This is a genomic window from Sulfitobacter sp. 1A12157 (genome assembly GCF_043557345.1).
GTDB lineage: Bacteria > Pseudomonadota > Alphaproteobacteria > Rhodobacterales > Rhodobacteraceae > Sulfitobacter.
On sequence record NZ_JBIFFV010000002.1, the window covers coordinates 1 to 23,759 of the forward strand.

A 23,759-nucleotide genomic window follows, 5' to 3' on the forward strand; every position below is an offset into this window, starting at 1 on the left:
ACAGATCAAAAGCATACACATACAATCAGTCGTACTGACTTGGACAGGATCGCGCTCCAGCGAAGACGGAGCGGGAAGGGACATCCTTCGGATACCCCGCCTCCCGCCGCCGCTCTCCGCAGCAGCGCGCCTCTAGGAATTTATTCGGTTTGGTGATCATAGCGCGAGCAAAACACCTGGTCCCATCCCGAACCCAGCCGTTAAGTGCCGTAGCGCCGATGGTACTGCGTCTTAAGACGTGGGAGAGTAGGTCATCGCCAAACCTAATAAGTTCCTAGAGAAAATCAGTATCTCTCACGATGATCAGGATAACAAAACCGCCGCAGCTCATAGCTGCGGCGGTTTTGTGTTGAGGGGGGGGTGTGCCCAATAACTGTCTACTTTCCGCCCTGCGCTTAGCGCAATGGAGCGGTAACTCTGCCGCAACTGCGTAGAGAGATTTATAGGATGCCCCCCATTGATAACGTTGTCCCTGCTTCCCCCAAGCTGGATCCCGCCGCAATGTCAGCGATTAAGAACGTCATGGCGGATGCGGAGAGTGCTACCGACCCCCGCGCCGGTTCGGGGGCAGAGAAGCCTTCGGTGGCTCCTCGGCGGTTGGGACGCGTGGCTTTTCCGGACTTGCCCGCGGCGGAAGCCGTAGAAGTCGAAGCCCGCAAACCACGCCGGCGTAAGCTTCGGCCGAAACGTCCGCCGGCGCGGCCGGCGATCCTCAGCCTTCTGGCTCTCGCCGTGGTGTTACGGCCCGGGTTGGTTTTCGGGGTGCTATTCGTCACGGTGTTTATCGTGTTGGGGGTCTTCCTCGCCCTTGGGTACGATGGGTTCTGGCAGCGGGCGATGGCGCTAGGGCGCTGGTATGCCGGACGGCGGCCTGAGCGTGCGGCAATGCTTCATGCGCGGTTGGATGCCCTTGCGATGAAATGGGACGCCGTGCTCGACCGATTCCCCGAAGGCACCGTCGATGGGTTGTATCTTCCCGATTTTGGCGAGATGGCAGCGGCTGAGGCGCGGCACGACGCGGCGCTTGATCGCCGGTTCGATCGTCTGCGTGACCCGGAAGCCTGACGCGCGCGCGAAGACGTCTTGAAACTAGGGGGCGGACCCGTTACATCCGCCCAATCGGGCAACAGGGAAAGATGTCATGGCCACCACCAATCCGCTTCAGTTCATCCAGCAGGTTCGCACCGAAGTCGCAAAGGTTGTTTGGCCGACAAAGCGCGAAGTGATGCTGACCACGGTGATGGTCTTTATCCTTGCCGCGCTGACAGCTGTTTTCTTTGCGATTGTCGACATCCTGATCCGCGGCGGCTTGCAGCAGATTCTCGGAATGTTCGGCTAAGCACCGCCCGCATGGGTGATTTTATCTTTACACCCTTGAAACCTGCGTCTGCGCGGGCTATTGCGCAGACCTGACCTGAAAGGGGCGTGCGGCGATTCGAGTTGCGCGCCGATTTTTTGTTCAGATGTTGCGGGGCTTGGCCCCCGTGTTGATTGACGAATTTCATGCCGGGGCAGCCCGCATGGCAAGACAGGGACCAGAGTTCAGATGGCAAAACGGTGGTATTCGGTCAGTGTCCTGTCGAACTTCGAAAAGAAGATCGCCGAGCAGATCCGCGCGTCCGTGGCCGAGCAGGAACTTGAAGACCAGATCGATGAGGTGCTGGTACCCACCGAAGAGGTGATCGAGGTCCGGCGCGGTAAGAAGGTGACGACCGAGCGTCGCTTCATGCCCGGCTATGTGTTGGTGCATATGGAGATGTCCGACGCGGGCTACCACCTGATCAACTCGATCAACCGCGTCACCGGCTTCCTTGGCCCGCAAGGGCGCCCGATGCCGATGCGCGATGCCGAGGTTCAGGCGATCCTGGGTCGCGTGCAGGAAGGCGAAGAAGCGCCGCGCACGCTGATCCACTTCGAGGTCGGTGAGAAAGTAAAAGTCGCCGATGGTCCGTTCGAGGATTTCGACGGCATGATCGAAGAGGTCGACGACGAGAACCAGCGTCTAAAGGTTTCGGTCTCGATCTTTGGCCGGGAGACACCGGTCGAATTGGAATTCACTCAGGTCAACAAGCAGGTCTGAGTGTGCGGCGGGGTCGCCCCCGTCATCCCGGCACCTGAGGGCGCCGGTCATTGTGGGAGGGAAGGGCGCCGCGGCGCCTCGGCCCGGACCACGCAACGAAGAACCCGCGGGGCGCGCCCCAAGGGTGTTGAAAGGAGAAGGCCAATGGCCAAGAAACTCGTCGGTACGATGAAGTTGCAAGTTAAAGCGGGTCAAGCAAACCCGTCCCCGCCCGTGGGTCCCGCCCTCGGTCAGCGCGGCATCAACATCATGGAATTCTGCAAGGCGTTCAACGCCAAGACCGCAGACATGGAGCCGGGCGCACCGTGCCCCACCGTGATCAGCTACTATCAGGACAAGTCCTTCACCATGGACATCAAGACGCCCCCGGCGTCCTACTACCTGAAGAAAGCTGCCAAGGTGAACTCCGGCGCGAAAACGCCGAGCCGTGAGACTGTCGGCACCGTGACCACCAAGCAGCTGCGTGAGATCGCAGAAGCAAAAGCCGCCGACCTGTCCGCGAACGACGTGGAAGCGGCGATGAAAATCATCCTGGGCTCCGCGAAGTCCATGGGCATCGAGGTGAAGTAAGATGGCTAAAATTGGAAAACGCACCCGCGCCGCCCGTGAAGCTTTTGCTGGCAAAGAAGAGATCACCGTTGAAGAAGCGGTAAGCCTCATCAAATCGAACGCCACCGCGAAGTTCGACGAAACCATCGAGATCGCGATGAACCTCGGTGTTGACCCGCGCCACGCTGACCAGATGGTCCGCGGTGTTGTCGGCCTGCCCAACGGCACCGGCAAAACCATGCGCGTTGCTGTCTTCGCCCGTGGCGCGAAAGCTGAAGAAGCCGAAAAGGCGGGCGCAGATATCGTTGGCGCAGAAGACCTGATGGAAACCGTGCAGTCCGGCAAGATCGACTTCGATCGTTGCATCGCGACACCCGACATGATGCCGATCGTTGGCCGTCTGGGTAAAGTGCTCGGCCCGCGCAACCTGATGCCGAACCCCAAGGTCGGCACCGTGACCATGGACGTCGCCGACGCCGTGAAAGCGGCCAAGGGTGGCGAAGTGCAGTTCAAAGCGGAAAAGGGCGGTGTCGTCCACGCAGGCGTTGGCAAACTGTCCTTCGACGAAGCCAAGCTGGTTGAGAACATCCGTGCCTTCGTCGGCGCCGTGTCCAAAGCCAAGCCGGCCGGTGCCAAGGGCACCTACATGAAAAAGATCAACCTGAGCTCCACAATGGGCCCGGGCGTGTCGGTCGCTGTCGAGAACGCGACTGCCGAGTGATCCCGTCGGGTGGGGGCCAGCCTCCCACCTTACGACCCGAGATTTGGCGGCTTCGGTCGCCAGATACGCAAGGACCAGAAGATCGGTTCTCGCGTCTGTCCGAGACGGAGGGTTTGGGCCACGGCCTGAATAATTCCTTCCTGAGATGGGAAACCGGAAATTCCTGCCTTCGGGCGGTTTTGGCCGGGACCCTGACATTGGACCCGAATGGGATGCAGAAGACCGCATCCTGAACTGAGCCGGGGGGCAACCCCCAAATTTGGAGTGAAACTGTGGATAGAGCACAAAAAGAACAGTTGGTCGACGAACTCGGCCAAATCTTTGAAAGCTCTGGCGTCGTTGTGGTTAGCCACTACGTCGGTTTGACAGTTGCCGAAATGCAGGACCTTCGGGCGCGCGCACGCGCAGCCGGTGGGGCCGTGCGTGTTGCCAAAAACAGGCTCGCCAAGATCGCCCTTGAGGGCAAGCCATGCGCAAGCATTGCTGACCTTCTGACGGGTATGACCGTTCTGACCTATTCTGAGGATCCTGTGGCCGCGGCCAAGGTTGCTCAGGACTTCGCCAAGGAAAACCCCAAGCTGGTGATCCTCGGTGGTGCAATGGGTGAGAACGCGTTGGACGCCGCCGGTGTCGAAGCCGTGTCGAAAATGCCTTCGCGCGAGGAGCTTATCTCCTCCATCGCGGGCATGCTTGGCGCACCTGCTTCGAACATCGCCGGGGCCATTGGCGCACCTGCAAGCAACATCGCATCCATCTTGTCCACCATCGAGGACAAGGCGGCTGCGTAAGGCAAATCGTCAAACTGGCGCACGGGTTGAACACGCGCGTTGGAACACACATATCGTAACGGAAAGAGCTAAACATGGCTGATCTGAAAAAACTGGCAGAAGACATCGTTGGTCTGACCCTGCTTGAAGCACAAGAACTGAAAACCATCCTGAAAGACGAGTACGGCATCGAGCCCGCCGCTGGCGGCGCAGTGATGATGGCCGGCCCTGCTGAAGGTGGCGCTGCCGAAGAAGAAAAGACTGAATTCGACGTCGTTCTGAAGAACGCCGGCGCATCCAAGATCAACGTGATCAAGGAAGTCCGCGGCATCACAGGCCTGGGCCTGAAAGAAGCCAAAGACCTGGTCGAGTCCGGTGGCAAGATCAAAGAAGGCGTCGACAAAGCCGAAGCCGAAGACATCAAAGGCAAGCTGGAAGCAGCTGGCGCCGAAGTCGAGCTGGCCTAAGCCAGAGGTGCGTGTTCTCACGCACCACGCATGAACAAGGGCTGGACGGGAATTTTCCTGTCCAGCCTGACCTGTTTTGACGAATGTTCCCCAGAGCGGAGCATTTCTCTGGAGAGGTCCAAGGTCGGAAGGGGTGCAGTGGGACGCATTCCAAGAATTGACCCGGATTTTCCGCTCTTATGGGCGCGCACCACGGCCCCGGTGGTTGATGCGCTCGGCGAGAGACACGAAAGGTGACACGACACATGGCACAATCCTTCCTTGGCCAGAAACGTCTGCGTAAATATTACGGCAAGATCCGCGAAGTGCTGGAGATGCCGAACCTCATCGAGGTTCAGAAATCCTCCTATGATTTGTTCCTGAATTCCGGCGACGCCGAGTCCCCCACCGACGGTGAGGGGATCACGGGCGTTTTCCAATCGGTCTTCCCGATCAAGGACTTCAACGAGACTTCGGTTCTCGAATACGTCAAATACGAGCTGGAAAAGCCCAAGTACGACGTCGAGGAATGCCAGCAGCGCGACATGACCTACAGCGCGCCGCTGAAAGTGACCCTGCGCCTCATCGTGTTCGATGTGGACGAGGACACCGGCGCCAAATCCGTCAAGGACATCAAAGAGCAGGACGTCTTCATGGGCGACATGCCCCTGATGACCCCGAACGGCACCTTCGTCGTCAACGGCACCGAGCGTGTGATCGTCTCCCAGATGCACCGTAGCCCGGGCGTGTTCTTCGACCACGACAAGGGCAAGACCCACTCCTCGGGCAAGCTTCTGTTCGCCTGCCGCATCATCCCCTACCGCGGCTCCTGGCTGGACTTCGAGTTTGACGCCAAGGACATCGTCTATGCCCGCATCGACCGTCGCCGCAAGCTGCCGGTGACGACCCTGCTCTATGCCTTGGGCCTCGACCAGGAAGGCATCATGAATGCCTATTACAACACCGTCACCTACAAGCTGGAGAAGTCCAAGGGTTGGGTTGCGCCCTTCTTCCCTGACCGTGTGCGCGGCACCCGTCCGACCTACGATCTGATCGACGCCAACACCGGCGAGATCCTCTTCGAGGCCGGCAAGAAGGTTACCCCCCGCGCAGTCAAGAAGCTGTTGGACGAAGGCAAGGTCAAGGAACTGCTGCTGCCCTTCGATCACATCGTCGGCAAGTTCGCCGCGCGTGACATCATCAACGAGGAAACCGGCGCGATCTACGTCGAGGCCGGTGACGAGCTGACGCTGGAATACGACAAGGACGGCACGCTGATCGGCGGCACCGCGAAGGAGCTGATCGACGCGGGCATCACCGAGATTCCGCTGCTCGACATCGACAACGTCAACGTCGGCCCCTACATGCGCAACACCATGGCGCAGGACAAGAACATGAACCGCGACACCGCGCTCATGGACATCTACCGCGTCATGCGCCCGGGCGAGCCGCCCACCGTCGAGGCGGCCTCGGCGCTCTTCGACACGCTGTTCTTCGATTCCGAGCGCTACGACCTTTCGGCCGTGGGCCGCGTGAAGATGAACATGCGTCTGGCGCTCGACAAGCCCGATACGCAGCGCACGCTGGACCGTGACGACATCGTCGCCTGCATCAAGGCGCTGGTCGACCTGCGCGATGGCCGCGGCGATATCGACGACATCGACCACCTCGGCAACCGCCGGGTGCGCTCGGTCGGCGAGCTGATGGAAAACCAGTACCGCGTCGGTCTGCTGCGCATGGAGCGCGCGATCAAGGAGCGTATGTCCTCGGTCGAGATCGACACCGTGATGCCGCAGGACCTGATCAACGCCAAGCCCGCCGCGGCTGCGGTGCGTGAATTCTTCGGCTCCTCGCAGCTGTCGCAGTTCATGGACCAAACCAACCCGCTGTCGGAGGTGACGCACAAGCGTCGTCTCTCTGCGCTTGGGCCGGGTGGTCTGACCCGCGAGCGTGCGGGCTTCGAAGTCCGCGACGTGCACCCGACGCACTATGGTCGGATGTGCCCGATTGAAACGCCGGAAGGTCCGAACATCGGTCTGATCAACTCGCTGGCCACCTTTGCCCGCGTGAACAAATATGGCTTCATCGAAACGCCCTACCGCGTTGTGAAGGACAGCAAGGTCACCGACGAGGTGCACTACATGTCCGCGACCGAGGAAATGCGTCACACCGTGGCGCAGGCGAACGCCAACCTCGACGAGAACATGAAGTTCGTGAACGAGATGGTCTCGACCCGTCAGTCCGGCGACTACACGCTGGCGCCGACCGAGAACGTGGACCTGATCGACGTGAGCCCGAAGCAGTTGGTCTCGGTCGCTGCCTCGCTGATCCCCTTCCTTGAGAACGACGACGCCAACCGCGCTCTGATGGGCTCGAACATGCAACGTCAGGCCGTGCCGCTGCTGCAGGCCGAGGCGCCGCTGGTCGGCACCGGCATCGAAGAGGTCGTGGCACGCGATTCCGGGGCGGCCTATACCGCGCGCCGTGCGGGCATCATCGACCAAGTCGATGCGTCGCGTATCGTGATCCGGGCGACCGAAGACCTCGAGCTGGGCGACGCGGGTGTGGACATCTACCGCATGCGCAAGTTCCAGCGTTCGAACCAGAACACCTGCATCAACCAGCGTCCGCTGGTGAAAGTGGGCGAGAAGGTCACCAAGGGGCAAGTCATCGCGGACGGTCCGTCGACCGACATGGGGGAACTGGCGCTCGGCAAGAACGTCGTCGTCGCCTTCATGCCGTGGAACGGCTACAACTACGAAGACTCGATCCTGATCTCCGAGCGGATTTCCCGTGATGACGTCTTCACCTCGATCCACATCGAGGAATTCGAAGTTGCCGCGCGTGACACCAAGCTCGGGCCGGAAGAGATCACCCGCGACATCCCCAACGTCGGCGAGGAAGCCCTGCGCAACCTCGACGAGGCGGGCATCGTCTACATCGGTGCGGACGTGGAGCCGGGCGACATTCTTGTCGGTAAGATCACGCCCAAGGGCGAAAGCCCGATGACGCCGGAAGAAAAGCTTCTGCGCGCCATCTTCGGTGAGAAGGCCTCGGACGTGCGCGACACAAGCTTGCGTGTGAAGCCGGGCGATTTCGGCACTGTTGTCGAAGTGCGTGTCTTCAACCGTCACGGCGTCGAGAAAGACGAGCGTGCGCTGCAGATCGAGCGTGAGGAAGTCGAACGTCTGGCCCGTGACCGGGACGACGAGCTCGCGATCCTCGACCGCAACATCTACGCGCGCCTCAAGGACATGATCCTTGGCAAGGTCGCCGTGAAAGGTCCGAAAGGTGTCAAGGCGAACAGCCAGATCACCGAGGAACTGCTGGAAACCCTGACCCGCGGTCAATGGTGGCAGCTGGCCCTCGAGGACGAGGATGACGCCAAGATCGTCGAGGCCCTGAACGAGCAGTACGAGATCCAGAAACGGACCTTGGATGCACGTTTCGAGGACAAGGTCGAGAAGGTCCGCCGTGGCGACGACCTGCCGCCGGGTGTGATGAAGATGGTCAAAGTCTTCGTCGCGGTGAAGCGCAAGCTGCAGCCGGGCGACAAGATGGCTGGCCGTCACGGGAACAAAGGTGTGATCTCGAAAGTGGTGCCGATGGAGGACATGCCGTTCCTTGCCGACGGTACCCCGGTCGACTTCTGCCTCAACCCGCTCGGCGTGCCATCGCGTATGAACGTCGGTCAGATCCTTGAGACGCATATGGGGTGGGCCGCACGCGGTTTGGGCCTGAACGTCGACGAGGCGCTGCAGGAATACCGCCGCTCGGGCGACCTGACGCCGGTGCGCGAGGCGATGCAGCTGGCCTATGGCGAGGATGTCTACGAAGAAGGCATTACCGGCATGGACGAGGACACGCTGCTGGAAGCGGCCGACAACGTCCGCCGCGGCGTGCCGATCGCCACACCGGTCTTCGACGGGGCCAAGGAAGCGGACGTGAACGACAGCCTCAAGCGGGCCGGGTTCGACACCTCCGGTCAGTCGGTGCTCTTCGATGGCCGCACAGGCGAGCAGTTCGCCCGCCCGGTGACCGTCGGCGTCAAGTACCTGCTGAAGCTGCACCACCTGGTGGACGACAAGATCCACGCGCGTTCGACCGGGCCGTACAGCCTCGTCACACAGCAGCCGCTGGGTGGTAAGGCACAGTTCGGTGGCCAGCGCTTCGGGGAGATGGAGGTCTGGGCTCTGGAAGCCTATGGTGCCGCCTACACCCTGCAGGAAATGCTGACCGTCAAGTCGGATGACGTCGCGGGCCGGACCAAGGTCTATGAAAGCATCGTCAAGGGCGAGGACAACTTCGAAGCGGGCATTCCCGAGAGCTTTAACGTTCTCGTCAAGGAAGTGCGCGGCCTCGGCCTGAATATGGAACTCCTGGATGCGGAGGAGGATGAGTGAGGCATAGACGGAATTTTTCAAAAATTCCGGGCCGTTTTCTTTCAAAGAAAACGGCACCCCTCGCTCCCAACGCACCCCTTTCAAGGATTTGAAAATGAACCAGGAACTGACAAACAACCCGTTCAACCCGCTGACGCCGCAAAAAGCGTTTGACGAAATCAAGGTCTCTCTGGCCTCGCCCGAGCGGATTCTGAGCTGGTCCTTCGGTGAGATCAAGAAGCCGGAAACCATCAACTACCGCACCTTCAAGCCCGAGCGTGACGGCCTGTTCTGCGCGCGTATCTTTGGCCCGATCAAGGACTACGAATGTCTTTGCGGCAAGTACAAGCGGATGAAGTATCGCGGCGTCGTCTGCGAGAAATGTGGCGTCGAAGTTACGCTGCAAAAGGTCCGCCGTGAGCGCATGGGCCACATCGAACTGGCCTCGCCGGTGGCGCATATCTGGTTCCTCAAGTCGCTGCCCTCGCGCATCGGCCTGATGCTGGACATGACCCTGCGTGATCTGGAGCGCGTGCTCTACTTCGAAAACTACGTGGTGATCGAGCCGGGCCTCACCGATCTTCAATACGGTCAGATGATGACCGAAGAAGAATACATGGACGCGCAAGACGCCTATGGCATGGACGCCTTCACCGCCAATATCGGCGCCGAGGCGATCCGCGAGATGCTGGCCGCAATCGATCTTGAAGCTGAAGCCGAAAACCTGCGCGCCGATCTGAAAGAGGCGACAGGCGAGCTGAAGCCCAAGAAGATCATCAAGCGTCTGAAAGTGGTCGAGAGCTTCCTCGAGTCCGGCAACCGTCCGGAGTGGATGGTCATGACCGTGATCCCGGTCATCCCGCCAGAACTGCGCCCGCTGGTGCCGCTCGATGGTGGCCGGTTTGCGACTTCGGACCTCAACGACCTCTATCGCCGCGTGATCAACCGGAACAACCGCCTCAAGCGCCTGATCGAGCTGCGCGCACCGGACATCATCGTGCGCAACGAAAAGCGGATGCTGCAGGAGTCCGTCGACGCGCTCTTCGACAACGGCCGCCGTGGCCGCGTCATCACCGGTGCCAACAAGCGCCCGCTGAAGTCGCTGTCGGACATGCTGAAAGGCAAGCAGGGCCGCTTCCGTCAGAACCTTTTGGGTAAGCGCGTCGACTTCTCGGGCCGTTCGGTCATCGTGACCGGCCCGGAACTGAAGCTGCACCAATGTGGTCTGCCCAAGAAGATGGCGCTCGAACTGTTCAAGCCGTTCATCTACTCGCGTCTGGAGGCCAAAGGTCTGTCCTCTACCGTGAAGCAGGCCAAGAAGCTGGTCGAGAAGGAGCGCCCCGAGGTTTGGGACATTCTTGATGAGGTGATCCGCGAGCATCCAGTGATGCTGAACCGCGCGCCCACGCTGCACCGTCTCGGCATTCAGGCCTTCGAGCCCGTGCTGATCGAAGGCAAGGCGATCCAGCTGCACCCGCTGGTCTGCTCGGCCTTTAACGCCGACTTCGACGGTGACCAGATGGCCGTTCACGTCCCGCTCTCGCTGGAAGCCCAGTTGGAAGCGCGTGTTCTGATGATGTCCACGAACAACGTGTTGTCGCCCGCCAACGGTGCGCCGATCATCGTGCCGTCGCAGGACATGATTCTCGGCCTCTACTACACCACGCTGGAGCGTGAGGGCATGAAGGGCGAAGGCATGGTCTTCGGCTCCGTCGACGAGGTGCAGCATGCCCTCGACGCCGGTGCGGTGCATCTGCACTCCAGGATCAAGGCCCGCATCAAGCAGATCGACGCCGAAGGCAACGAAGTGATGATGCGCTTTGACACGACCCCCGGTCGTATCCGTCTTGGTGCGCTTCTGCCGCTGAACGCCAAAGCGCCGTTCGATCTGGTCAACCGTCTGTTGCGCAAGAAAGAAGTGCAGCAGGTCATCGACACCGTCTACCGTTACTGCGGTCAGAAAGAATCGGTTATCTTCTGTGACCAGATCATGACCATGGGTTTCCGGGAAGCTTTCAAAGCGGGCATCTCCTTCGGCAAAGACGACATGCTGATCCCCGACACCAAATGGCCGCTGGTCGAAGAGACCCGCGAGCAGGTGAAGGACTTTGAACAGCAGTATATGGACGGCCTGATCACTCAGGGCGAAAAGTACAACAAAGTCGTCGATGCATGGTCGAAGTGTAACGACAAGGTGACCGAGGCGATGATGGGCTCCATCTCTGCCGTGACCCATCACGAGGACGGTTCCGAGAAAGAGCCGAACTCGGTTTACATGATGGCCCACTCCGGTGCCCGGGGCTCGGTCACGCAGATGAAACAGCTGGGCGGGATGCGCGGCCTGATGGCGAAGCCGAACGGCGACATCATCGAGACGCCGATCATCTCGAACTTTAAAGAAGGTCTGACCGTTCTCGAGTACTTCAACTCGACCCACGGTGCGCGGAAAGGTCTGTCGGATACCGCTCTGAAAACGGCGAACTCCGGTTACCTGACACGCCGCCTGGTGGACGTGGCGCAGGACTGCATCGTGCGTGAGCATGACTGCGGCACCGAAACCGCGATCACCGCCGAAGCGGCTGTTAACGACGGTGAAGTTGTCTCTTCGCTGGCCGAGCGTCTGCTGGGCCGTGTTGCGGCGGATGACATTCTAGTGCCCGGCACCGAGGATGTTCTGGTGCCCGCAGGCACGCTGATCGACGAGCGCATGTCGGATGCCATCGACGAGGCGGGCGTGCAGTCCGCACGGATCCGCAGCCCGCTGACCTGTGATGCCGAAGAGGGTGTCTGCGCCATGTGCTATGGCCGTGACCTCGCACGCGGCACGCTGGTCAACCAAGGTGAGGCTGTCGGCATCATCGCGGCCCAGTCGATTGGTGAACCCGGTACACAGCTGACGATGCGGACCTTCCACATCGGCGGTGTTGCGCAGGGTGGTCAGCAGTCCTTCCTCGAGGCCAGCCAGTCCGGCAAGGTCACTTTCGAGAACGCGCAGACGCTTGAGAACAGCGCCGGTGAAGTGCTTGTCATGGGCCGGAACATGAAGCTGTTGATCGTCGATGAGAATGGCGAGGAGCGGGCCAGCCACAAGATCGGCTATGGCACCAAGCTGCACGTCAAAGAAGGCGACGACGTGGCGCGCGGTGACAAGCTGTTCGAATGGGATCCCTACACTCTGCCGATCATCGCCGAGAAGCCCGGTACGACCAAATACGTCGACCTGGTCTCGGGCATCGCGGTCAAGGAAGACACCGACGAAGCCACCGGCATGACCCAGAAGATCGTGATCGACTGGCGCGCGGCCCCCAAGGGCAACGAGCTCAAGCCCGAGATCATCTTGGTGGGTGAAGATGGCGAACCGGTCCGCAACGATGCGGGCAACCCGGTGACCTATCCGATGTCGGTCGATGCGGTTCTCTCTGTGGAAGACCACACGCAGGTTCAGGCCGGTGACATCATTGCGCGTATCCCGCGCGAAGGTGCCAAGACCAAGGACATTACCGGTGGTCTGCCGCGTGTGGCCGAACTCTTTGAGGCGCGCCGCCCCAAGGATCACGCCATCATCGCGGAAATCAACGGCTACGTCCGCTTCGGCAAGGACTACAAGAACAAGCGTCGCATCGCGATCGAAAGCGCGGATGATCCGGACGTGAAGGTTGAATACATGGTGCCCAAGGGGAAACACATCCCCGTGGCCGAAGGCGACTTGGTGCAGAAGGGCGACTACATCATGGACGGCAACCCCGCGCCGCACGACATCCTTGCGATCATGGGCGTCGAGGCTCTGGCCGAGTATATGATTGACGAGGTGCAAGACGTTTACCGCCTGCAAGGTGTGAAGATTAACGACAAACACATCGAAGTCATCGTTCGTCAGATGCTGCAAAAGTGGGAAATCCAAGAAAGCGGCGACACCACGCTGTTGAAGGGTGAACACGTCGACAAGCAGGAATTCGACACCGCCAACGAGAAGGCGTTGAAGAAGGGTGGCCGTCCTGCCAAGGGCGAACCGATCCTGCTGGGCATCACCAAGGCGTCGCTGCAAACCCGCAGCTTCATCTCGGCGGCCTCGTTCCAGGAAACCACGCGCGTGCTGACCGAAGCCTCGGTTCAGGGCAAGCGGGACAAGCTGGTCGGTCTGAAAGAGAACGTCATCGTGGGCCGTCTGATCCCCGCCGGGACCGGTGGCGCGACGCAGGCGATGCGCAAAGTGGCGACAGACCGCGACAATGTCGTGATCGAAGCGCGCCGCGAAGAGGCCGAAGCCGCCGCCCGTCTGGCCGCGCCGGAAGCCTCTGTAGATGACGACATCGTCGGTGGCGATGTGTTCAATACGCCGGTCGGTGACGACGAGAGCCGCGATTGATCGCAGCGCATCCGTGAAAAACGAAAACCCCCGCAGTGACGCTGCGGGGGTTTTTAAATGGGGTGGGCGAATGCCGCGGCCACACACCGCCCCGGGGGACTGGTTTCTGACATCAAAGCCTTACATCCGCCACATAGTCGGAATAGGTTTGCAAAAGCTTAACCGTCGTAAGGTACTTTGATGACGTTCCGCATTCTACATATCGACGACGACCCGATCGTTCTGGAACTGGTCAAGATGATCTTTTCCGACGATAGGTCGCTGAGCTTCGTCTCCTGCCTGAACGCCCGCGACGCGCTGGCGGTGGTCGATGATCTCAAGCCTGACCTGATCATCAGCGATATTTCCATGCCGGATATGGGCGGCTTGGAACTGGCCCATCGGTTTGGCGAGAATCCGGCCATTGCCGGGACGCCGATCATCTTTCTCAGCGGGCACACCCGCGATCTTGAAGTCTATGACGCCTTCCGCGATCTGGCGGCGACGGTAATGCAAAAGCCGGTCGATCCGGGATTGCTGCGCAGCACGGTCCGCACTCTGCTGGCCAACCGGCAGCAGCCGGTGGCACAGGCCTCGAACCAGTAGAGCCCGCTGGTCTGGGCGGCGCGGGCCGCCGTTCTTGACAGCCCCCGTAGCCGCTGCCAGTCATTCGGGGGCGGCACCGATATAAGCCGCACCATTTTTCCCGGAGCGCTTTCATGTCCCCCAATACCATCGGCGCGCTGCTGATGATCGCCTCGATGGCCTGTTTCACATTTAACGACACGCTGCTCAAAATGACCGACGGGGCGCTGCCCCTGTTTCAGCTGTTGTTTCTGCGGGGGGTGACAACCTCGGTGCTGATCTTGGCCCTCAGTCGGCAGCTTGGACGGATCGATTTCCGGCTTCAAGCGCGGGACTGGAAGGTCATCGGCCTGCGTTCGGTGGCCGAGATCGCGGCGGCTTATTTCTTTCTCACCGCGTTGTTCAACATGCCCTTGGCGAATGTCACCGCCATCCTTCAGGCCGTGCCGCTTTCGGTGACACTGGCGGCGGCGCTGGTGTTCCGGCAGGCCGTGGGCTGGCGACGGTTGGTGGCCATCGGCATCGGTTTCTGCGGCGTGTTGTTGATCGTCAAGCCGGGGGCGGAAGGGTTCAACATCTGGTCGATCTACGTGCTGATCGCCGTGCTTTGCGTGACGGTCCGTGACCTGTCGACCCGCGCCCTGTCACCGGCGGTGCCCTCGATGACCGTGACCTTGGTGACCGCCCTGTCGGTGATGACGGCGGCGGGCTTGGCGTCGCTGAGCGCGCCTTGGGCCCCGGTGACGCCCTCGGTCGCGGCGCTGATCGGCGGCTCGGGCGTCTTTGTGCTGGGCGGCTATTTCTTTTCGATCCAAGTGATGCGGGTAGGCGATATCGGCTTTATCGCGCCGTTTCGCTACACCGGCCTGCTTTGGGCGCTCTTGCTGGGCTGGGTCGTCTTTGGCGACTGGCCGGGGATCTTGACCCTGATCGGCGCGGGGATCGTGGTGGCCACGGGGGTCTTCACCCTCTACCGCGAACGGAAGTTGAGAGTTCAGGCCGAAAAGACGCGCCGCACCTGAGCTTGGTCGATGGCGAAACGCTCCTGAAACAGCGCTTCGCCTTCGGCATCCAGCGGGGCCACCTCTACATGCCGCACAAGCCCCTGCCGCGAATCGTTCGAGCCGTTGTGGCTGCGCACGAACATCGCCGCATCGGGCAGGCTGACGCAGGGCATGAAGCGCGGCAGTTTCTCATGGGCGAAGTTCATGATGGTGACCGGGCTGCCCCCCTTCACATACATTGCCAGCGCGGCGACGTTGAGCGGGCGGTACACTTCGGCGGCGCGAATGCCCTGCGGGCCGAATTCCGCGATATAGCCCTTTGGCCAGTCAAAGGCGACGGAGCGTTGGCCTTTCAGCAGCCCCGCGCTTTGCGCGACCGTTTGGCGCAGCCGGGCGATGAAGTCGACCGACACCGCGTCATCGTCGTCATAGCGAAATTGCAGGCAGGGCTCGGCCGGGTTAATCCGCGCGGCGTTCAACACCTCCTTCATCACCTCGCGGTGGTTCCGGGGCGGCTCACGGTGGATCACCGCTTGGGGGAGGCCGGCCAAAAGCGATTCGAGGCGTCGGGCGTGTTGGATGGGAAACTGATCTCCAATCACGAACACCATGGAGAAATCGGGCTCTGTCTGCGCCTTCAAACAGGGCAGGGCGACGGTTTCGAGCAGGCGAAAGCGCTCTTCCAAACGCGCTTCGTCATAGAGGTAGGCGATGCGTTCCTCGGGGGTCTCATGTCCGACTTGGAAACCGCCCAGGGCCGGATAGGAAAAGCGGCAGAGGCCGATCGCTTGCATGGGGATTTCCTTCTGTCGTTCTCCGGACTATGGCGAGCGAGGCAGGGGCGTGGCAAGGGTGGAATGTGCCACCCGGGCCCGGAACCAAGCCGCAGGCGCCGGGCGATCGCCTGCCAGCCCGTCACGGCAAAGGCGTGCCAGCATATCTGCGCGCGCTTCTATTCCGACCGGGTAGGCGACTTGGTGGGGCTTGGCGCAAGTGAGAGAGCGCACATCAAGGCTGCGCCATAAAGTGGCACGACGCGCCGTCACATCGCGGACCCGCGGGCAGGCGATGGCCCTCCTGACATCCCCACCCGGCAAACCTCCGCGCCCCCTCCTGGGTCCACCTGTTGACAGCCCCCGCGCAACGCTCTATACGCCCGCTATCTCGGAGGTGGAGGCCGCTCTGCCAGTCCGAATTCATAACTGAAGTGGTCACGATCCGGCCTACTACTGGCCCGATCCTCTGTTAACCCACCGCGTCGTTTTCCTCGGTACGGGAACGTTGCGGTCATTTTGCTTTGTGGACGCATGAAGTAACCGAAATTAGCCGCATGGGGGATCCCCCGTGTACACAATCTGAGCGATACGGGGATATAACCGGAATGCCAACGATCCAACAGCTGATCCGCAAGCCGCGGCAGCCGAAAGTCAAACGTTCGAAATCCATGCACCTGCAGGAGTGCCCGCAAAAGCGCGGCGTCTGCACACGCGTGTACACCACCACACCGAAAAAGCCAAACTCGGCGATGCGTAAGGTTGCCAAAGTGCGCCTGACCAACGGGTTCGAAGTCATCTCCTACATCCCGGGTGAGAGCCACAACCTTCAGGAGCACTCCGTGGTTCTGATCCGCGGCGGTCGTGTAAAAGACCTTCCGGGTGTGCGTTACCACATCCTGCGCGGTGTTCTCGATACGCAGGGCGTGAAAGACCGTAAGCAGCGTCGTTCGAAGTACGGCGCGAAGCGTCCGAAGTAATCTCGCACCGGTGGGGGCCGCCCCCGCCGATCCACCCGATGTTCGGTGGGGCCATGCCCCATCACCCGCCAAGAGGAAGACACTGACATGTCACGCCGCCACGCCGCTGAAAAACGCGAAGTCCTGCCAGACGCCAAATACGGCGATCTGGTTCTCACCAAATTCATGAACAACCTGATGATCGACGGCAAGAAATCCGTAGCCGAGCGTATCGTCTACAACGCGATGACCCGCGTCGAAGACAAGATCAAGCGCGCGCCGATCGAAGTGTTCCACGAAGCGCTGGAAAACATCCAGCCCTCCGTCGAAGTCCGCTCGCGCCGTGTGGGTGGTGCCACCTATCAGGTGCCGGTCGAAGTGCGCCCCGAGCGTCGTCAGGCGCTGGCGATCCGCTGGTTGATCAAAGCCGCCCGTGCGCGGAACGAAAACACCATGGAAGAACGCCTTGCCGGCGAACTGCTGGACGCTGTGCAGTCCCGTGGTACCGCTGTTAAAAAGCGCGAAGATACGCACAAGATGGCCGACGCGAACAAAGCGTTCAGCCACTACCGCTGGTAATCTCAACGTCGCGCCCGGTTTCGGGCGCGATCCGTTCGTACTGATATTTTCGAGGAAGCAGCCCCATGGCACGCGACTATCCGCTCCAACGCTACCGCAACTTCGGCATCATGGCTCACATCGATGCCGGTAAAACCACTTGTTCCGAACGCATCCTGTTCTACACCGGCAAAAGCCACAACATCGGTGAGGTGCATGACGGCGCCGCAACCATGGACTGGATGGAGCAGGAACAAGAGCGCGGCATCACCATCACTTCCGCCGCGACCACCACTTTCTGGCAGCGTCAGGAAGAGCCCACAGCCGATGCGACATCCGACACCAAGTACCGGATGAACATCATCGACACCCCCGGCCACGTCGACTTCACCATCGAAGTTGAGCGTTCGCTGGCCGTTCTCGACGGCGCGGTGGCTGTTCTCGACGCCAACGCCGGTGTTGAGCCGCAGACCGAAACCGTGTGGCGTCAGGCTGACCGCTACAAGGTGCCGCGCATCGTCTTCGTCAACAAGATGGACAAGATCGGTGCGGACTTCTTCAACTGCGTGCACATGATCAAGGACCGTACAGGCGCCACGCCTGCGCCGATCCAGATCCCGATCGGTGCCGAGAACGAGCTGGAAGGCATCGTCGACCTCGTGACCATGAAGGAATGGGTCTGGGCCGGTGAAGACCTTGGTGCCGCTTGGGAACAGCGCGAGATCCGTGACAGCCTGAAAGAGACCGCCGACGAATGGCGTGCCAAGCTCATCGAGACCGCGGTCGAGATGGACGACGAGGCGATGGAAAACTACCTGATGGACGGCGCAGAGCCCGACGTCGAGACCCTGCGCAAGCTGATCCGCAAGGGCACGCTGGCGATCAAGTTCATCCCCGTTCTTTGTGGTTCCGCCTTCAAGAACAAAGGTGTTCAGCCGCTCTTGAACGCCGTGATCGACTATCTGCCCAGCCCGCTGGACGTTGTCGACTACATGGGCTTCAAGCCGGGCGACGAGACCGAGACCCGCAACATCCCGCGCCGCGCGGATGACGACATGGCCTTCTCGGGTCTGGCGTTCAAAATCATGAACGACCCCTTCGTCGGCTCGCTGACCTTCACCCGCATCTACTCGGGCGTTCTGCGCAAGGGCGACACGCTTCTGAACTCGACCAAGGGTAAGAAAGAGCGCGTCGGTCGTATGATGATGATGCACTCCAACAACCGCGAGGAAATCGAAGAGGCCTTCGCGGGCGACATCATCGCGCTGGCGGGTCTCAAGGACACCACAACCGGTGACACGCTCTGCGCGCAGAACGATCCGGTCGTCCTCGAAACCATGACCTTCCCCGATCCGGTGATCGAGATCGCGGTCGAGCCGAAGACCAAGGCCGACCAGGAAAAGATGTCTGCAGGTCTGGCCCGTCTGGCCGCCGAAGACCCCTCTTTCCGCGTCGAGACCGATCTGGAATCCGGTCAGACCATCATGAAGGGCATGGGCGAACTTCACCTCGACATCCTCGTCGACCGTCTGAAGCGCGAGTTCAAGGTCGAGGCGAACATCGGTGCGCCGCAGGTGGCCTATCGTGAGACGATCTCGAAAGAGGCCGAAATCACCTACACCCACAAGAAACAGTCGGGTGGTTCGGGTCAGTTCGGTGAGGTCAAGATGATCCTGACGCCGACCGAGCCGGGCGAAGGTTACTCCTTCGAGAGCCGCATCGTCGGTGGTGCCATTCCCAAGGAATACATCCCGGGCGTGGAAAAGGGTATCAAGTCGGTTCTGGACTCCGGTCCGCTGGCGGGCTTCCCGGTCATCGACTTCAAAGTGGCCCTGATCGACGGTAAGTTCCACGACGTGGACTCCAGCGTTCTGGCCTTCGAAATCGCCGCCCGTATGGCGATGCGCGAAGGTATGAAGAAAGCCGGTGCGAAGCTTCTGGAACCGATCATGAAGGTCGAAGTTGTGACACCGGAAGAATACACCGGTGGTATCATCGGTGACCTGACATCCCGTCGGGGCCAGGTGCAGGGTCAAGATACGCGCGGCAACGCCATCGCGATCGACGCCTTCGTGCCGCTGGCCAACATGTTCGGCTACATCAACACCCTGCGGTCGATGTCGTCGGGTCGTGCGAACTTCACTATGCAGTTCGACCACTACGAACCCGTGCCGCAGAACATCTCGGACGAGATTCAGGCCAAGTTCGCTTAAGGAAATCGGCGCGTGGGAAACCGCGCGCCGACCCAAATCGTTGGGTGTGTGCTGCGCATACACCATTGAGAAAGACCAAAAGGAGCCAACACCATGGCAAAGGCAAAGTTTGAACGCACCAAACCGCACGTCAACATCGGCACGATCGGCCACGTTGACCACGGTAAAACCACGCTGACCGCGGCGATCACCAAATACTTCGGTGACTTCCAAGCGTATGACCAGATCGACGGCGCGCCCGAAGAGAAGGCCCGCGGCATCACCATCTCGACCGCGCACGTCGAGTATGAGACCGAGAACCGTCACTACGCCCACGTCGACTGCCCCGGCCACGCTGACTATGTGAAAAACATGATCACCGGTGCGGCCCAGATGGACGGCGCGATCCTGGTTGTGAACGCGGCCGACGGCCCGATGCCCCAGACCCGCGAGCACATCCTGCTCGGCCGTCAGGTTGGCATCCCCGCCATGGTCGTCTTCATGAACAAAGTTGACCAGGTTGACGACGAAGAGCTGCTCGAGCTCGTCGAGATGGAAATCCGCGAACTGCTGTCCTCTTACGACTACCCCGGCGACGACATCCCCGTCGTGCCCGGCTCCGCTCTGGCGGCGATGGAAGGCCGTGACGAGAACATCGGCGAGAACGCGATCCGCAAGCTGATGGAAGAAGTTGACGCCTACATCCCGACACCTGAGCGTGCCGTGGACCAGCCCTTCCTGATGCCCGTCGAAGACGTCTTCTCGATCTCCGGTCGTGGTACCGTTGTGACCGGGCGTGTCGAGCGTGGCGTGATCAACGTGGGCGACGAAATCGAAATCGTCGGCATCCGCGACACCAAGAAAACCACCTGCACCGGCGTGGAAATGTTCCGCAAGCTGCTGGACCGTGGTGAAGCAGGCGACAACATCGGCGCCCTGCTGCGCGGCGTTGAGCGTGACGGCGTCGAGCGTGGTCAGGTTCTCTGCAAGCCCGGCTCCGTGACACCGCACACCAAGTTCGAAGCCGAAGCCTATATCCTCACCAAAGAGGAAGGTGGCCGTCACACGCCGTTCTTCGCGAACTACCGTCCGCAGTTCTACTTCCGTACAACTGACGTGACCGGCACCGTTCAGCTGGCAGAAGGCACCGAGATGGTCATGCCCGGCGACAACGTGTCCTTCGGCGTTGAGCTGATCGCACCGATCGCCATGGAAAACGGCCTGCGCTTCGCGATCCGCGAAGGTGGCCGCACCGTCGGCGCAGGGGTCGTTTCCAAAATCACCGAGTGATCTTTGGATCGGGCTTTCAAGCCTGACATCTGAAGAAATAGAAAGGCCGCAGCGTTTGCTGCGGCCTTTTGCGTTGGCAGGAGAGGGGCCTGCGGAGTGCGCCTGATACGGAGGGGACGGCGCGTTTTCCGGTTGTGATTGAACGTTGACGGGGTGCGCGGTCACGCCGGGGCGGCGTGACTTTGCGCACTGGTTCTAAAAACACGGGGGTTTTTAGAACCCTCTTGCCACTTGCTTTGATTCCCCCTATAGGACGCCCATCGAACCGGGGTGCGTTAGACGCGCCCCGTTTGATTTATGACCAAGGCGCGAAGAGGGGGCCGGATGAGCCTGCTTCCTCCAATCCGTTAGAATCCCAAAACAAGGGATATGCATATGGCCGTTCAAAGCCAGAACATCCGCATTCGCCTGAAGGCGTTTGACTACCGGGTGCTCGATGCCTCCACTCAGGAAATCGTCAGCACTGCCAAGCGCACAGGCGCTTCGGTTCGCGGTCCCATTCCGCTGCCGAACAAGATCGAGAAATTCACCGTTCTGCGTGGCCCCCACGTTGACAAGAAATCCCGTGACCAGTTTGAAATCCGCACGCATAAGCGTCTGCTGGATATCATCGATCCGACCCCCCAGACCGTGGACGCGCTGATGAAGCTCGACCTCGCCGCTGGCGTGGACGTCGAGATCAAGCTGCAATCGTAAAGCCGGGAGGGTAATCATATGTTGCGCTCAGGCGTTATTGCAAAAAAAGTCGGCATGACCCGGCTGTTCATGGAAGACGGCAAGCAGATCCCTGTGACCGTTCTTCAGTTGGACAAGCTTCAGGTTGTCGCACAGCGCACCGCAGACCGTGACGGCTACACCGCCGTTCAACTCGGTGCCGGTTCGGCGAAAGCCAAACGTACAAGCCAAGCCATGCGTGGCCACTTCGCCGCGGCGAAAGTGGAACCCAAGCGCAAGCTGGCCGAGTTCCGCGTCGACGCGGACGCGATGATCAACGTCGGCGAGGAAATCACCGCTGACCATTACTTCGCCGGTCAGTATGTCGACGTTGCGGGCACTTCCATCGGTAAAGGTTTTGCCGGTGCGATGAAGCGCCACAACTTCGGCGGTCTGCGCGCCTCGCACGGTGTGTCGATCTCCCACCGTTCGCACGGCTCCACAGGCCAGTGTCAGGATCCCGGCAAGGTTTTCAAAGGCAAGAAAATGGCCGGTCACATGGGTGCTGCCCGTGTCACCACGCAGAACCTCGAAGTCGTCAAGACCGACAGCGCGCGTGGTCTGATCATGGTCAAAGGCGCCGTTCCCGGCTCCAAAGGTGGTTGGGTTACCGTCAAGGATGCGGTCAAAAAGCCGTTCCCCGAAGACGCGATTCTGCCCGCCGCTCTGAAATCCGCCGCTGAAGAAGCCGCGAAAGCAGCCGAAGAGGCCGCCGCCGCCGCCGCCGCAGAGGCAGAAGCCGAAGCCAAGCGTTTGGCCGAAGAGCAAGCCGCACAGGAAGCCGAAGCGCTGAAAGCCGCAGAAGCCGAAATCGCAGCTGAAGGTTCGGATGCCGACAATTCCGATGCCGACGCTGACAAGAAAGAAGGTGACGCATGAAACTCGATGTCATCAAACTCGACGGTGGCAAAGCCGGGTCCGTAGACCTGGACGAAGCCCTGTTCGGCCTGGAGCCGCGTGCCGACATCCTGCACCGCGTCGTGCGCTGGCAGCGTAACAACGCGCAACAGGGGACGCACAAGGTCAAGACCCGGTCCGAGACCAGCTACTCGACCAAGAAGATCTATCGCCAGAAGGGCACCGGCGGCGCACGCCACGGTGACCGCAACGCGCCGATCTTCCGCAAGGGTGGTATCTACAAGGGTCCGACCCCGCGCAGCCACGGCCATGAGCTGACCAAAAAGTTCCGCAAGCTGGGCCTGCGCCACGCGCTGTCCGCCAAGGCGAAAGCCGGTTCGCTGGTCATCATCGACGAGGCGACCTCCGAGGGCAAAACCGCCGCTCTGGCCAAGCAGGTCTCGAACCTGGGCTGGAAACGCGCGCTGGTCATCGATGGCGTTTCGGTCAACGAGAACTTCGCACAGGCCGCGCGCAACATCGATGGGTTGGACATCCTGCCGTCGATGGGCGCAAACGTCTATGACATCCTCAAGCGTGACACTCTGGTGATCACCAAAGCGGGGATCGAAGCATTGGAGGCACGCCTGAAATGAGCGCCAAGCATCAACACTACGACGTGATCCGCAAGCCGATCATCACCGAGAAGGCCACCATGGCGTCCGAACAGAACGCCGTTGTCTTCGAAGTCGCGATCGACAGCAACAAGCCGATGATCAAAGAGGCCGTCGAGGCGCTCTTCAACGTCAAGGTGAAGGCCGTGAACACGTCCATCACCAAAGGCAAGGTCAAGCGTTTCCGGGGCCAGATGGGCCGCCGTAAGGACGTGAAAAAGGCCTATGTGACGCTCGAAGAGGGCAACACGATCGACGTCTCCACCGGGCTCTGATTGCCGGTTAGACATTTGGAAAAGGCCTCCGCATTGCGGGGGCCTTTTTCGTTTCGGGGATGCGCCGGGGCCTGGAGGCAAGCCGCAGGCGCCGGGCCTCCGGCGAAGGTTGCCGCCCCAGCCCGGAATCAAGCCGCAGGCGCCGGGCCATCGCCTGCCCGCCCGGACGGGTAGGCGATTTGGTGAGACTAGGTGCGACCTCGCGAACGCACATCACGGCTGAGAGATAAAGTGGCACAAGCCAACGCCTGATCGCCGACCCGCGGGCAGGCGATGACCCTTCGTGCGAGTCCCCTCGAAGCCCGTGGTACACCGCAGGGGCCGGCCCATCACCTTCCCGCCCGTCACGCCGAAGGCGTGCCAGATTTATTTGGGCGCACCTTTGGTGCAACCGGGTAGGCGATTTTGTAAGGCTGGGCGCAACCTCGTGAGCGCATATCATGCCTGAGCCATGAAGTGGCACCAAGGTCCGCAGCATCGCCGACCCGCGGGCAGGCGCTGTCCCTTGGACCGTGAATGCCACCCCGGCCATGGACTAGCCGGAGGCTCAACCCTCCCCCCACTTCCGGCCATTTCCAGCCTAAATGGCGGGACGTAACGGCAAAGGG

At 60.8% G+C, this 23,759-nt stretch carries 20 protein-coding genes and 1 rRNA gene; 20 read left to right on the forward strand and 1 reads right to left on the reverse strand.

What is annotated here, in order from left to right:
- Nucleotides 1-148: 148 nt before the first annotated feature.
- The 12 genes from rrf to ACGYLC_RS03935 all read left to right on the forward strand — a co-directional run bounded on the left by rrf (nucleotide 149) and on the right by ACGYLC_RS03935 (nucleotide 14,897).
- Nucleotides 149-263: ribosomal RNA gene (rrf, locus tag ACGYLC_RS03880) — 5S ribosomal RNA — on the forward strand.
- 238 nt (nucleotides 264-501) lie between these two features.
- Complete coding sequence (locus tag ACGYLC_RS03885) at nucleotides 502-1,065, forward strand: hypothetical protein (RefSeq protein WP_394421831.1); 564 nt, start codon at nucleotides 502-504, stop codon at nucleotides 1,063-1,065.
- 76 nt (nucleotides 1,066-1,141) lie between these two features.
- Nucleotides 1,142-1,339 (forward strand): preprotein translocase subunit SecE, encoded by a 198-nt coding sequence (gene secE, locus ACGYLC_RS03890; RefSeq protein WP_007118815.1) that lies wholly within the window; start codon nucleotides 1,142-1,144, stop codon nucleotides 1,337-1,339.
- Nucleotides 1,340-1,546: 207 nt separating this feature from the next.
- Nucleotides 1,547-2,080: a transcription termination/antitermination protein NusG gene (gene nusG / locus ACGYLC_RS03895; protein WP_067264099.1), complete on the forward strand. Its 534-nt coding sequence runs from the start codon at nucleotides 1,547-1,549 to the stop codon at nucleotides 2,078-2,080.
- Nucleotides 2,081-2,224: 144 nt separating this feature from the next.
- Nucleotides 2,225-2,650 carry a 50S ribosomal protein L11 gene (gene rplK, locus ACGYLC_RS03900; protein ID WP_067267940.1) on the forward strand — a complete coding sequence of 142 codons (426 nt, stop codon included), beginning with the start codon at nucleotides 2,225-2,227 and terminating at the stop codon, nucleotides 2,648-2,650.
- A 1-nt stretch (nucleotide 2,651) separates the two neighbouring features.
- Entirely contained in the window at nucleotides 2,652-3,350 is a 699-nt protein-coding gene (rplA, locus tag ACGYLC_RS03905; RefSeq protein WP_394403702.1) for a 50S ribosomal protein L1, read from the forward strand.
- A 272-nt stretch (nucleotides 3,351-3,622) separates the two neighbouring features.
- A complete protein-coding gene (gene rplJ, locus ACGYLC_RS03910) occupies nucleotides 3,623-4,138 on the forward strand; it encodes a 50S ribosomal protein L10 (RefSeq protein WP_394403701.1) in 516 nt (171 codons plus the stop codon).
- A gap of 74 nt (nucleotides 4,139-4,212) precedes the next feature.
- Complete coding sequence (gene rplL / locus ACGYLC_RS03915; RefSeq protein ID WP_394403700.1) at nucleotides 4,213-4,584, forward strand: 50S ribosomal protein L7/L12; 372 nt, start codon at nucleotides 4,213-4,215, stop codon at nucleotides 4,582-4,584.
- A 245-nt stretch (nucleotides 4,585-4,829) separates the two neighbouring features.
- A complete protein-coding gene (gene rpoB / locus ACGYLC_RS03920; RefSeq protein ID WP_394421833.1) occupies nucleotides 4,830-8,966 on the forward strand; it encodes a DNA-directed RNA polymerase subunit beta in 4,137 nt (1,378 codons plus the stop codon).
- A 94-nt stretch (nucleotides 8,967-9,060) separates the two neighbouring features.
- Nucleotides 9,061-13,311: a DNA-directed RNA polymerase subunit beta' gene (rpoC, locus tag ACGYLC_RS03925; RefSeq protein ID WP_394421834.1), complete on the forward strand. Its 4,251-nt coding sequence runs from the start codon at nucleotides 9,061-9,063 to the stop codon at nucleotides 13,309-13,311.
- A gap of 180 nt (nucleotides 13,312-13,491) precedes the next feature.
- On the forward strand, nucleotides 13,492-13,896 hold the full coding sequence (locus ACGYLC_RS03930) for a two-component system response regulator (protein WP_394421836.1): 405 nt from the start codon (nucleotides 13,492-13,494) through the stop codon (nucleotides 13,894-13,896).
- A 113-nt stretch (nucleotides 13,897-14,009) separates the two neighbouring features.
- Nucleotides 14,010-14,897, forward strand: coding sequence for a DMT family transporter (locus ACGYLC_RS03935; protein WP_394421838.1), 888 nt, complete (start codon nucleotides 14,010-14,012; stop codon nucleotides 14,895-14,897).
- On the opposite strand, the gene ACGYLC_RS03940 is transcribed toward ACGYLC_RS03935, so the two are convergent.
- On the reverse strand, nucleotides 14,870-15,673 hold the full coding sequence (locus tag ACGYLC_RS03940) for a putative rhamnosyl transferase (RefSeq protein WP_394421839.1): 804 nt from the start codon (nucleotides 15,671-15,673) through the stop codon (nucleotides 14,870-14,872). The genes ACGYLC_RS03935 and ACGYLC_RS03940 overlap by 28 nt on opposite strands.
- 587 nt (nucleotides 15,674-16,260) lie before the next feature.
- Here ACGYLC_RS03940 and rpsL point away from each other — a divergent pair.
- The 8 genes from rpsL to ACGYLC_RS03980 all read left to right on the forward strand — a co-directional run bounded on the left by rpsL (nucleotide 16,261) and on the right by ACGYLC_RS03980 (nucleotide 23,151).
- A complete protein-coding gene (gene rpsL / locus ACGYLC_RS03945) occupies nucleotides 16,261-16,632 on the forward strand; it encodes a 30S ribosomal protein S12 (protein WP_007118826.1) in 372 nt (123 codons plus the stop codon).
- Nucleotides 16,633-16,719: 87 nt separating this feature from the next.
- Nucleotides 16,720-17,190 (forward strand): 30S ribosomal protein S7, encoded by a 471-nt coding sequence (gene rpsG, locus ACGYLC_RS03950; RefSeq protein ID WP_067267956.1) that lies wholly within the window; start codon nucleotides 16,720-16,722, stop codon nucleotides 17,188-17,190.
- 65 nt (nucleotides 17,191-17,255) lie between these two features.
- Nucleotides 17,256-19,382, forward strand: coding sequence for an elongation factor G (gene fusA / locus ACGYLC_RS03955; RefSeq protein WP_394403694.1), 2,127 nt, complete (start codon nucleotides 17,256-17,258; stop codon nucleotides 19,380-19,382).
- 93 nt (nucleotides 19,383-19,475) lie between these two features.
- The gene (tuf, locus tag ACGYLC_RS03960) at nucleotides 19,476-20,651 is read left to right on the forward strand and encodes an elongation factor Tu (protein WP_394420905.1); all 1,176 of its coding nucleotides are present in this window, start codon (nucleotides 19,476-19,478) and stop codon (nucleotides 20,649-20,651) included.
- A 375-nt stretch (nucleotides 20,652-21,026) separates the two neighbouring features.
- Nucleotides 21,027-21,347 carry a 30S ribosomal protein S10 gene (gene rpsJ / locus ACGYLC_RS03965; protein ID WP_067267998.1) on the forward strand — a complete coding sequence of 107 codons (321 nt, stop codon included), beginning with the start codon at nucleotides 21,027-21,029 and terminating at the stop codon, nucleotides 21,345-21,347.
- An 18-nt stretch (nucleotides 21,348-21,365) separates the two neighbouring features.
- Nucleotides 21,366-22,244: a 50S ribosomal protein L3 gene (rplC, locus tag ACGYLC_RS03970; RefSeq protein ID WP_394403585.1), complete on the forward strand. Its 879-nt coding sequence runs from the start codon at nucleotides 21,366-21,368 to the stop codon at nucleotides 22,242-22,244.
- Entirely contained in the window at nucleotides 22,241-22,858 is a 618-nt protein-coding gene (rplD, locus tag ACGYLC_RS03975; RefSeq protein WP_394421841.1) for a 50S ribosomal protein L4, read from the forward strand. The genes rplC and rplD overlap by 4 nt, the downstream gene beginning before the upstream one ends.
- Nucleotides 22,855-23,151: a 50S ribosomal protein L23 gene (locus ACGYLC_RS03980; RefSeq protein WP_394421842.1), complete on the forward strand. Its 297-nt coding sequence runs from the start codon at nucleotides 22,855-22,857 to the stop codon at nucleotides 23,149-23,151. Before rplD ends, ACGYLC_RS03980 begins: the two co-directional genes overlap by 4 nt.
- Nucleotides 23,152-23,759: the final 608 nt, after the last annotated feature.